This is a genomic window from Microbacterium sp. HMWF026 (genome assembly GCF_003061325.1).
In the GTDB taxonomy this organism is placed as follows: Bacteria; Actinomycetota; Actinomycetes; order Actinomycetales; family Microbacteriaceae; genus Microbacterium; species Microbacterium testaceum_E.
In genome coordinates this window covers 9,264-20,444 of sequence record NZ_QAJB01000179.1, presented here as the reverse complement: position 1 = coordinate 20,444, position 11,181 = coordinate 9,264, and the positions used below count along the sequence as shown (strand labels likewise).

The following is an 11,181-nucleotide window of genomic DNA, read 5'->3' as shown; positions in this document are numbered from 1 at the left end:
GGAGTGGGGATTGGGTGGCGTCGAAGTGTCGTGAGACGCGTTGGGTGGTGCCATTTGGCGCTGATGAAGCGCGGGAGGAGGTGGAAAGAAGGGCGCGTCGAGTGGAGCTATGGCGGCAGCGGTGGGGAGAGTGGGGATCCGGTGGCGCTGATGTGTTGCCGCGCGCGTTGAGTCGTGCGAAATGGCGCCGATGAACGGTGGCCCGGGCGGTGTCAGAAGAGCGTCGGCTCGCTCGCGGGTGCCACGCGCGGGCGAGTGGATGCCGTTCCCCCGGTGCCGCGCACGGGTCCCAGGCCGCGCGGGGCGACGACCTGCCCCGCCGAGCGGGCGGCGAGGCCCGGTTGCGGGCGGCCCCGCGGGTGGTCGTCTTCGTCCCACCCGTCGAGTCTGTGCATCCGCAGCAGTGGTTGCATCCGCCGCCCGAGCCACGTGCGGTACGCCTTGGGCGCCTGAGACGCAACGCCCGGGTACAGCCCCCGGTACGACGACACCAGGTGCGGGTGCTCGCGTTCCAGCCACTGCAGGAACCACTGCTTCGCCCCCGGCCGCAGGTGCAGCGCCCCGTAGACGACGCGTGCGGCACCCGCGGCGCGGATGCGCGCGAGGGCGTCGTCCAGCGCGGGGATGGAGTCCGTGAGGTGGGGGAGGATCGGCATGAGGAACACCGTCACCCGGAATCCGGCCGCCGTCGCGGCGCGCACCGTCTCGAGTCGCGCCTCGGCGCTCGGTGTGCCCGGCTCGATGGCGTTCTGCAGCGCGTCATCGAAAACCGCGATGGACATCGCCAGCGACACCCTGACGCGCTGGGCCGCTTCGGTCAGCAGGGGGAGATCGCGACGAAGGAGCGTCCCTTTGGTGAGGATCGAGAAGGGCGTCGCGTTCTCGGTGAGAGCGCCGATGAGATCGGGCATGAGCCGGTAGCGGCCCTCGGCCCGCTGGTAGGGGTCGGTGTTGGTGCCGAGCATGACGGGTTCGCGTGCCCATGAACCGCGTCGGAGTTCGGTGCGCAGCACGTCGGCGACATTGATCTTGACCACGATCTGCGAGTCGAAGTCCGCCCCGTAGTCGAGATCGAGATACTCGTGAGTCTTGCGGGCGAAGCAGTTGTGGCTCACGACTCCGTTCGCGACGAAATCCCCTGTCCCCGTGGTGATGTCCACCATGTCTATGTCGTATCCGAGATCGTCTACGGAGAGCACGCGGAGATCGGAGCTCGTTTTCACCGAGGCGCCCGCAAGTTCGAGCTTTCGCGTGATCGCCGGGCGGGTCAGCTGAAAGAAGCGCTGCCTTGCACTCAATCCCCCGCGGAGCCGAATCGAGCGGACACCATTCTCGCGTGCGGGCTCGCGCACCACGTCGAAGTCGAGAGCTCGCGCCGCCTCTTCGATGAGATCGAGAATCTGCGGGTTCGCGTTCGAGATGCGGACGATGCCCCGCGAGCACGATCCTTCCGCGTCGAAGATGCCCGCCAGGAATCCCGCCATCCAGGATGACGAGCGGGGAGACGGGATCTCCGTGTGGGCTTCGATGAGATCAACGTTGCGGGCTTTCGCCGTATGCAGGGCTGTCATCGGGCGCCGTCCCATGCCGACGGCGAAGGGCCGGGTCTGTGTTTCCACGCCGAGCTCGCTCAGAAGCGCTCTCGACAAGTCGAGCGCCTCGACGTCCGCAAGAGCAAGGCGGAAACGATGGATGGCGCGGACGCGCCGGCCGTCGTCGTACTCGCGGCGAAAAATCATGCCATCGCCGCGGATCATCCCTGTCAGGTACCCCCGCTTCCATTCCGCGTCCTCCTTGGGGAATTCGCGAGGCGGTCCCACCCCGAAACCCATCAAGCGGTTCGCGGGGGTGAGAAAGGGCCGTCGATCTCGTCCGTTCATGGCGCCGATGACGTGTTTCCACCCGCGGTCCGAGAGGAAACGATGATCACCGCTGGCGACGATCTCGGTTCCATCGCCGAGCGTCACCCGGTAGGCGCGCTTTCGGGTCGTCCACTTCGCCTGCACTGTCGTGGGGACATATCTGCGGTAAGTGGAACCCTTTTCGGTCCCGAGGATCACGTCGCCGATGCGAATCGCCGAAAGAGGCACCTGTCGGCCATCTGCTCTCATGATGAGCGTGTCCGGCGAGAGGCAGTACACGCATTGATGACCGCAGCCCCGATACGGGTTCACCGTCCAGTCGAACGGCATGGCCGATGCGCCCGGCACGCGGTTCAGCGCGCTCTTGCACAGCACCTCGTGGAACGTCATGTCGGCGAACTCGGGCGTGGTCACCGACCGCACCAGGCCGTCCATGCGTTCCAGGCCGGGCAGCGCCGCCGCGTCGTCGACACCCAACTGCTGTCCCTGCCATCTCATGCCGATAGTCGAACACATGTTCTACTCAGGCGCAAGCGCTCGGACCTCACTTTCGAAGACCGACCGTTCACCCGGTCGTCGGCGGCAGACTCACCCGGCGGGGGTCGACCCGGGCGGGCGCGCGGGAGAGAATGGGTCGAGTGACGTCCCCCGATCCCGAGCTCTCGCCCCGCCGCGCCGCGCGCGCCGAGGCCGAGCGTCTGGCGACGGCGGCGCTCTCTCTGCCGGTCGCACCGCCGGCACCTGCCGAACCCACGACGCGCCGACAGCTGCGCGAAGCCGCGACGGGCGCGATCGCCGTGTCGCCCGGCGTCGGACGAGCGCCGCTGCCGGCATCCGGTGACTCTCGCCCCGGCGTGCTCGAGCGCCTGCGCGATGCCGGCGCGGCCCTGGCGTCCTTGCCCGCGCGTCGTCGTCGCCGGCTCGCGATCGCCGCCGGGTCCGCGATCGCGATCCTCATCGGTTCCGCCCTCGTCATCGGCACGGTGGCCGGATCCGGGGCGGATGCCACGGCATCCGCCACCGTCGACGATTCCGCCCTGACCGCCGCCGTCGCCGCAGGGCCCCCCGCCGTCCCCGATGCGGGGCTGCCCGTGCCCGAGGTGTCGGCCGTCGCGGCGACCGCGACTCCGTGCGACGACCCCGCGTTCACCGCGGCCCTCGCGGCCGGTGACGACGCGGCGGCCCTCGCGGCCGCAGGCGGGGGGAGCGCGTTCCGTGCGGCGGTGGCATCCGGAATCGCCCCGTGCGTCTCGTTGAGCGACCCGAACCGCGAGTGGGTCGTCGTGAACAAGCAGCGCCCGCTCGATCCCCTCGACTACCGCGCGGGCGACCTGATCATGCCGCAGAACGTCCGCGCCCTCGAGGACTCGGCCCTGCGCGCGGCGGCGGCGAACGCCCTGACCGCGATGGTAAAGGCGGCGTCCGACGCGGGGGCGGGCGAGATCGGCTACCTCAGCGCCTTCCGGTCGTACTCCACTCAGCAGTCCACCTACGCAGGCCGCGTCGCGGTGGGCGGTGTGGCCGAGGCCGACCGCGAGAGCGCCCGCGCCGGCTACAGCGAGCATCAGTCGGGCCTGGCCGTCGACATCGTGCCCTGCAACGACTCGTGCGGCACCCTCGACGACGTCGCCGCCTCGACGCAGGGCGCGTGGGTGCGCGAGCACGCGTGGGAGTTCGGCTTCATCACGCGCTACGCCGAGGGGCGCGAGAGCGTCAGCGGCTACGAACCCGAGGCCTGGCATCAGCGCTACATCGGCCCCGAACTGGCGCGCGTGTATCACGAGGGCGGCTACACGACCCTCGAGGAGTTCTTCGGCCTTCCGGCGGCCCCGACCTACTGAGCCGCGCGCTCGACGGCCGAGGCGCCGAGGCGCTAGATTCGAGTCCCTCCTCCGCCCGAACGGAAGATCTCGTGACCGGACTGTCCCGCCGTCAGTTCCTCCACGTCGCCGCTGCTGCCGCCGCCGCGACGGGGATCGGACTCGACACGCTCTCGGCCGCATCCGCGTGCGCCGCCACCGCGCCCGGAGCGCTCGTCGCCGGCATCCCCACCACCCTGCAGCAGACCATCCGTCAGGGGAGCCTCGTCTCAGGGCGCTACCGCGCGTTGACGACCGGACCGGGCGAGCCGTACCTGCCCCGCACCGACGTGCTGCGGCGGGCTCCGTCGGCCGCCCGCACCGCGGCCCGGCGGTCGCTGCTGTACCTCGGCCACCTCTCCGACCTCCACGTGATCGAGGCGCAGTCGCCCGGTCGCATCGAACCCATGATCGTGCAGGACCACTCGGCGTGGGGTTCGGCCTTCCACCCGCAGGACCCCCTCAGCCCGCACGCGACCGCGGCGATGGTGCAGGCGTTCTCGGACGCGCGGTACAGCCCGCTGACGGGAGCCCCGATGAGCGCGGCGATCGTCACGGGCGACAGCGCCGACATGCACTCCCACCTCGAGCTGCGCTGGTACATCGACCTGATGGACGGCCTGGCCGTCGACCCCGCCACCGGCGGCCCCGAGTGGCAGGGCGTGCAGGCCTGGAGCGAGGCGACGTGGGCTTATCGTCCGGGCGACCCGCGCGGCGGTGCCTTCGGCGACTACGGCTTTCCCCGGCTGCCCGACCTACTCGCGCAGGCGATCGCCGCGAAGGTCGAATCAGTGGGCCTGCCCGCCCCCTGGTACGCGGTGTACGGCAATCACGACACACTGCTGCTCGGCACCTTCGACATCAGCCCGCAGCTGCGCGCCCTGGCCGTCGGCGGACGGAAATCGTATTCGGTGGATGCCACGGCTGCCACCGCCCTCGAGGGGTGGGCGTCGAGCACGAGCGTGTTGTCGCAGGCGCTCGCGGCGCTGGGGCTGGCATCCGGAAGTCCCGGGTTCCGGCAGGTGCCGGCGAACGAGGAACGCTACCTGTTCGAGCAGCGCGAATTCATGGCCGAGCACTTCCGCACCCAGCCGACCCCGGGGCCGATCGCCACGGCTTCACCGCGCAGAACCTCGCGTCGGGCGAGACGTGGTGGCAGGCCGACCTCAGCCCCCGCGTCCGCGCGTTCGGGCTGGACACCTGCAACGCGGTCGCCGGTCCCGACGGCGCCGTGCCCGAGTCGCAGATGCGGTGGCTGCGGGCGCAGCTCGAGATCGCCCAGCGCGACCAGGTGCTCGCGCTGATCTTCAGCCACCACAACAGCCTCACGCTCGAGAACCGGGCGACACGACCGGGGGCCGACGAGAAGCTGTACGGGGCCGAGGAGTTCATCGCGTTGCTGCAGGAGTTCCCGGTGGTGGTGGGGTGGCTCAACGGCCACACCCACCTGAATCAGATCCTGGCCCACACCACCGACACCGGCGGGTTCTGGGAGATCACGACCGCGTCGTGCATCGACTTCCCCCAGCAGCAGCAGGTCGTCGAGCTCGTCGACAACCGGGACGGCACGCTGTCGCTGTTCACGACGGTGCTGGACCACTCGTCGCCGGCGGTGCCCGGCTCGTCGGGCTCGATCGCCGACCTCGCCAGCCGCAGTCGCGAACTCGCCGCGAACGACTGGGCCGAGACGCCCCTGATGCGCCGCGGCTCGCCGCTGGACCGCAACACCGAACTGCTGCTGCCCGCGCCCTTCGACCTGTCGGTCATCTCGGACGCGCAGCTCGAGGCGCAGCACGTCACCGAGCGGGCGCGGCTGCTCGCCTACGAGAAGGAGCGCGGGCTGTGAGGCGCGTCCTGTCGATCGCGCCGTTGATGGCGGTGGCCGTCTTGGCCGGGTGCTCGCAGATCGCCGCGATCGCCCCGGTCGGCGGCAACCACCTGACCGAGGTGCGCTTCGCGACGATCGACGTGCTGCAAGAGCAGGGCATCGCCCTGCAGGACGTCCCCACCTGCACACGCGGCGACGACGGCTCGGTCGCGTGCACGGGAACCACCAGCACGGGCGATGACGTCGCGGCCTCCTCTCCGGGGTCCGACCCCGACCGCGTCACGGTGACCGTGTCGTCGAAGGTGGTCTTCGACGGCAGCGTCAGCGAGGTCATCGACCGCGCGGCCGGAGTCGCCTCGTGAGGCGCACCGCGGCCGCCGCGGGGGTCGTCCTCGTCCACGCCCTCGTGCAGGCGCTGTTGGTGCTGCCCGGGCTCACTCCCGCGATGGGGGTCGGGTTCGTCGCGCTCGCGGCCGCGTCGGCGATGGCGCTCGTCGCGTTCTGGGCCACGACGCTCGTGCTGGTCGGGACGCCGGGGGCCCGGCGCCCCCGGATCGTCCGCGCCCTCGCCGCGGTGATCGTCGCCCTCGTGATCGTCGGCGCCCTGACGGTGCTGTCGCCTCTCGCCGGGGCGGTCGGCCTGCTCGTGGCGTTCGTCGTCGCCTCGTCGGCGGGTGGTGCGGATGCCGGTGCACTCGACGGTCCGCGCAGCTTCCGGCGGCATCCGTTCCGGGCCGTCCTGCTGCTCGTCGCGACCGCGCTGACGATCGTCGTCGCGGTGGTCGCGGCGCTCGTCCTCGGCCTCTTCCTCACGGGGGCGTTCGGGGCGTTTCTGACGTGGGTCGTCGCGGGGGCCCTCGTGGTGCCGACGGCGCGCGGGTGGGCGCGGCTGGCGGTGCGGGCGCGCGGCTGACGCCGCTGTGAACCGGCCCTGCGCCAGACCGAGTTCAAGAAATGCGTTTGCGATGAATTCGCCCTGAGCTATGTTTGACCAACGCGCGCCACCGATGTCGCGCAGATCGCTCAATTCATCCCCCCGTTTGGAGCGCACCATGGGTCGAACCCTGCGTTCGGTCGCGGCCATTTCTCTGGCCGGACTGTTCACCGTCGCCGGCGGCACCGCCGTTCAGGCTGCCGAAGTGGGCGAGGGGGTGACCCCACCCACACCCATCGAATCCGCCACCGGGCGCTACATCGTCGTTCTCGACGAGGCGCCCGTCGCCACCTACGGCGGCGGCGAAGCGGGCCTCGAGGCCACGAAGTCCGAGGACGCCAACCTCGACACGGGCACGCCCGAGGCGCGGCGCTACTCGGCCTTTCTCGAGCAGCGCCAGCAGGACGTCGCCGACGAGGCGGGCGTCCAGCCGGACTACTCGTACACGATCGCCGTCAACGGCTTCAGCGCCACGATGGACCCCAACCAGGCCGCCAAGCTCGCCGCCACCAAGGGCGTGCAGAAGGTCGTCCCCGACGAGATCCGCCATCCCGCGGCCGTCCCCTCCACCGAGTTCCTCGGGCTCGAGGGCGACAACGGCGTGTGGCAGCAGGTCGGCGGGATCGACGCGGCCGGCGAGGGCGTCGTGGTCGGTGTCGTCGACACCGGCATCGCGCCCGAGAACCCCGCCTTCGCGGGCGAGCAGCTGGGCACCACCCCCGGCGACGAGCCCTACCTCGACGGCAACGACGTCGTGTACCGCAAGGGCGACGGCACCGACTTCCGCTCCCCGCGCGTCGCCGAGGGCAACGGCTGGTCGCTGTCGGACTACTCCACCAAGCTCATCGGCGCCCGCTACTTCGGCGAGGGCGCGGCGGCCACCGGCTTCACCTTCGAGGCCGACTACCTCTCGCCCCGCGACGGCGACGCCCACGGTTCGCACACCGCGAGCACCGCGGCCGGCAACAACGGCGTCGAAGCCGACGTCGAGGGCATCGACTTCGGCGCGATCTCGGGCGTCGCCCCCGCCGCGAAGGTCTCGGCGTACAAGGCGTGCTGGGCCGGCCCCGACCCTCTCGTGACCACCGACGACGTGTGCGCGCTCAGCGACCTGCTCGGCGCGATCAACGCGGCGGTCGACGACGGCGTCGACGTCATCAACTACTCGATCGGCGGCGGCGCCGCCACGAGCACCCTCGCGATCGAGGACCAGGCGTTCTTCAATGCCGCCGCCGCGGGCGTGTTCGTCGCGGTGTCGGCCGGCAACTCCGGCCCCGGCGCCTCGACGGCCGACCACGCGTCGCCCTGGTACACCACGGTCGCCGCCTCGACGATCCCGACCTACGAGGGCACGGTGAAGCTGCCCGACGGGTTCCAGGCCGCCGGCGCCTCGGTCTCGGTGCCCGCGGGCCAGGAGGTCACGGCACCGGTCGTGTACGCGGGCGACATCGCGGCATCCGGAACCGATCCCGCGAATGCGGCCCTGTGCCTGCTCGGATCGCTCGACCCGGCGCAGGCCGCCGGCAAGATCGTCGTGTGCGACCGCGGCCAGAACGCCCGCGTCGAGAAGTCGCAGGCGGTCAAGGACGCCGGCGGCGTGGGCATGATCCTCGTCAACGTCACGCCCGCCTCGGTCGACAACGACTTCCACTCCGTGCCGACCGTCCACATCGACGCGCGCTACCGCGACGCCCTGCTCGCCTACGTGCGGGGCACGGCGGATGCCACGGCCACCCTCGTGGGCGAGAACGTCACGGGTGAGACCACCCCGACGCCGCAGGTCGCGGGCTTCTCGAGCCGCGGACCGATGCTCGCCGACGGCAGCGACATCCTCAAGCCCGACGTGTCGGCGCCCGGTGTCGCGATCCTCGCGGCCGCGGCCAACGCCCCCGGTGCTACGCCGACGTTCGAGTTCCTCTCGGGCACGTCGATGTCGTCGCCGCACGTCGCCGGTCTCGCCGCGCTGTACCTCGGCGAGCGACCCCTGGCCACCCCGGCCGAGGTGAAGTCGGCGATGATGACCACCGCGTACGACACCGTCGACGTCGAGGGTGCGCCCGCTCAGGATCCCTTCGCGCAGGGCGCCGGTCACGTCGACCCGACGAAGTACTTCGACCCGGGCCTGCTCTACCTGAACGAGCCCGCCGACTGGGCGGCCTTCCTGCAGGGCAAGGGCCTCGAGGACTTCGGCGTCGAGCCCATCGACGGCAGCGACCTCAACCTCGCGTCGATCTCGATCGGTTCGCTCGCCAAGCCCCAGACCGTCACCCGTACGGTGACCTCGACGCAGGCGGGGACCTTCTCGGCATCCGTCGAGGTTCCCGGAGTGGATGCCGTGGTCGAGCCGTCGACGCTAGAGTTCGGCGCCGCGGGCGAGTCGAAGTCCTTCACCGTCACCTTCTCGCGCACGACCGCCCCGGCCGAGCAGTGGACGACCGGCTTCCTCACCTGGACGAGCGGTGACACGCAGGTGCGCTCGCCCATCGCGCTGCGTCCCGCGACGGCCGAGGCTCCGGCCGAGGTGTCGGGCACGGGCCTGTCCGGGTCGACGAGCGTCGAGGTGCTCCCGGGTGTGGGCGGCGAGCTGCCGCTGACGCTCTCGGGCCTGGCCGCGCAGACGCTGCTGACCGACCCCGCCAACCCGGTCGACGGCCACTCCGGTGACCAGGACTCGGGCGACGCCGACGGCTACGTGCGGTGGACGGTCGACGTTCCCGAGGGCACGACGCTCTCGCGCTTCACGCTCGACTCGTCCGACGACACCGGCAGCGACCTCGACCTGTTCGTGTCGCGCGTCGTCAGCCCCGACGACCTGCGGTACTACGAGCGCTTCACCTCGGCGACGGCCTCGGCCGACGAGCAGGTGTCGCTGCCGAACCCGACCCCGGGCACGTACCTGATCGAGGCGAACCTGTACTCGTTCACCGGGCCGTTCACGTGGGACATGACCACGGTCAACGTCACGCCGGGTGGCGAGGGGCAGCTGACGGCGACGCCGAACCCGCTGCCCGTCGAGCAGGGCGTGGCGACCTCGTACGAGCTGTCGTGGCAGGGCCTCGCGGCCAACACGCGATACCTCGGCGTCGTGCAGTACGGCGACTCGGACGTGCAGACGGTGCTGACCGTCGACTCGGGCGAGGCGGCTCCGGTCGTCGTCGAGGCGCCGACGGTGTCGGGCACGGCCAAGGTCGGGCGCACGCTCACCGCGACCCCCGGCACGTGGGATCCGGCCGACGTCACGACCGCGTACCAGTGGCTGCGCGACGGTCAGCCGATCGACGGCGCCACCGGGGCGACGTACCGCGTGCAGCGCGCCGACCAGGGCACCACCCTGAGCGTCCGCGTCACCGCGACCGACCCGGCCACCGGGCTCACCGGCACGGCCGACAGCAACGGCGCCCCCGTCGTCGTCTCGTCGCGCATCTCGGTGACCCCGAGCCCGCGCGTCGGCACGACCGGCGAGCCGTTCGTCCTCACCGTGACGGTCAAGCCCACCGCTGGTCCCGCCGTCCAGGGCGACGTCACCGTGACCGTCGGCGGCAAGGACTACGTCGCCACCCTGCAGAACGGTACGGCCACCATCACGGTCGACCCGCAGACCCGGGGCGTGCAGCGCGTCACGGCGGTCTACGCCGGCAGCGCGACGGTCGAGGGCTCGCGCACGAGCACCTCGATCTACGTCAAGCGCTGATCATCGGGAAGACGCGGCGCCCGGGCTCCGGCTCGGGCGCCGCGTTCTCGTGTTCAGCGTCGCTTGCGGGGGGTGAGTCGCACGCCCGGCAGGGGCGGCGCGGGGATCCGCTCGGGGCCGTGATCGACCACCGTCCCGAACCTCTCGCTCCGCGCCTCCCACGCCTCGCGTGCCTCGACGATCTCGTCGTGCGAGCGACCGACGAAGTTCCACCACATCACGATGTCCGCCTCGAACGGCTCCCCGCCCAGCAGGAACACCCGGGCACCCTCGTCGCTGCGCAGCTCGAGGTGGTCGCGTCCCTTGCCCACGTAGACCAGGCGGGTGTGATCGACGGATGCCGCCGGCCCCGCCTCGGGCGAAGAGGTCGGGCGCCTCGCGGCGTCGGCGTCGACGGCATCCACCCCCGTCTCGACCAGCGCGGTGCCGGTCATGCCGTACACGGCATATTCCCACTCGGGATGCAGCGGGACCCGCGCGGTGGCACCCGCGGGCAGACGCAGCTCGGCGCCGACGATGGGGGTGTGCACGGTCGCGGGCGAGGTCACGCTGCCCAAGTCGCCCATCACGACGACCGCGTCGGCCCCGTCGCCGAGGTCGAGGATGGGCAGATTCTCGTGGCGTTCGAAAGCGGGGGCGCCGTGACGCCGGTCCTCGGGCAGGGCCACCCACAGCTGCAGGGCGTCCAGGGGGATCGGCCCCTCGCCGACCGAGTACTCGGAATGCGCGATGCCCGCGCCGCTGGTCATCAGGTTCAGGGCGCCGGGGCGGACGACGACGTCGCTGCCCACGGCATCCCGGTGCCGGACCTCGCCGATGATCGGCCACGTCACCGTCTGCAGCCCGATGTGCGGGTGCGGTTCGACACGCATCAGGGTGTCCTGCGGTCCGAAGCGGTCGAGGAAGCACCACGCCCCGACCATCGGCAGCGAGCGGTGGGGAAGGGTCCGGTGGACCTCCATGCCGCGCACCCCGCCGAGGGGCACCTCGCGGGCGGCGACCACGAG

At 71.4% G+C, this 11,181-nt stretch carries 8 protein-coding genes; 6 read left to right on the top strand and 2 right to left on the bottom strand.

Translation table 11 applies throughout. From position 1 onward, the window contains the following. Nucleotides 1-212: 212 nt before the first annotated feature. The gene (locus tag DBR36_RS07595) at nt 213-2,360 is read right to left on the bottom strand and encodes an intein-containing Rv2578c family radical SAM protein (protein ID WP_181373525.1); all 2,148 of its coding nucleotides are present in this window, start codon (nt 2,358-2,360) and stop codon (nt 213-215) included. A gap of 140 nt (nt 2,361-2,500) precedes the next feature. Here DBR36_RS07595 and DBR36_RS07590 point away from each other — a divergent pair, with 140 nt between their 5' ends. From DBR36_RS07590 to DBR36_RS07570, 6 genes are all read left to right on the top strand, one after another. Beyond that, nucleotides 2,501-3,703 (top strand): M15 family metallopeptidase, encoded by a 1,203-nt coding sequence (locus DBR36_RS07590; RefSeq protein WP_181373524.1) that lies wholly within the window; start codon nt 2,501-2,503, stop codon nt 3,701-3,703. A gap of 71 nt (nt 3,704-3,774) precedes the next feature. Further along, nucleotides 3,775-5,025: a hypothetical protein gene (locus tag DBR36_RS07585; RefSeq protein ID WP_219927632.1), complete on the top strand. Its 1,251-nt coding sequence runs from the start codon at nt 3,775-3,777 to the stop codon at nt 5,023-5,025. Continuing rightward, the gene (locus DBR36_RS18065; RefSeq protein WP_219927631.1) at nt 4,953-5,567 is read left to right on the top strand and encodes a hypothetical protein; all 615 of its coding nucleotides are present in this window, start codon (nt 4,953-4,955) and stop codon (nt 5,565-5,567) included. The genes DBR36_RS07585 and DBR36_RS18065 overlap by 73 nt, the downstream gene beginning before the upstream one ends. Then, complete coding sequence (locus DBR36_RS07580) at nt 5,564-5,911, top strand: hypothetical protein (RefSeq protein WP_116537273.1); 348 nt, start codon at nt 5,564-5,566, stop codon at nt 5,909-5,911. Before DBR36_RS18065 ends, DBR36_RS07580 begins: the two co-directional genes overlap by 4 nt. Then, nucleotides 5,908-6,462 carry a hypothetical protein gene (locus tag DBR36_RS07575; RefSeq protein ID WP_108318272.1) on the top strand — a complete coding sequence of 185 codons (555 nt, stop codon included), beginning with the start codon at nt 5,908-5,910 and terminating at the stop codon, nt 6,460-6,462. The genes DBR36_RS07580 and DBR36_RS07575 overlap by 4 nt, the downstream gene beginning before the upstream one ends. A 139-nt stretch (nt 6,463-6,601) precedes the next feature. After that, nucleotides 6,602-10,174, top strand: a complete 3,573-nt coding sequence (locus DBR36_RS07570; protein ID WP_181373523.1) for a S8 family serine peptidase — start codon at nt 6,602-6,604, stop codon at nt 10,172-10,174. A 53-nt stretch (nt 10,175-10,227) separates the two neighbouring features. Here the strand turns inward: DBR36_RS07570 and DBR36_RS07565 are convergent. After that, a partial coding sequence (locus DBR36_RS07565; protein ID WP_219927630.1) for a pirin family protein occupies nt 10,228-11,181 on the bottom strand: 954 nt, incomplete at its 5' end.

Excerpts from the sequence above, each read along its gene's own strand:
- DBR36_RS07595 (WP_181373525.1), bottom strand. The coding sequence starts at position 2,360 with ATGAGATGGCAGGGACAGCAGTTGGGTGTCGACGACGCGGCGGCGCTG.
- DBR36_RS07570 (WP_181373523.1), top strand. The coding sequence starts at position 6,602 with ATGGGTCGAACCCTGCGTTCGGTCGCGGCCATTTCTCTGGCCGGACTG.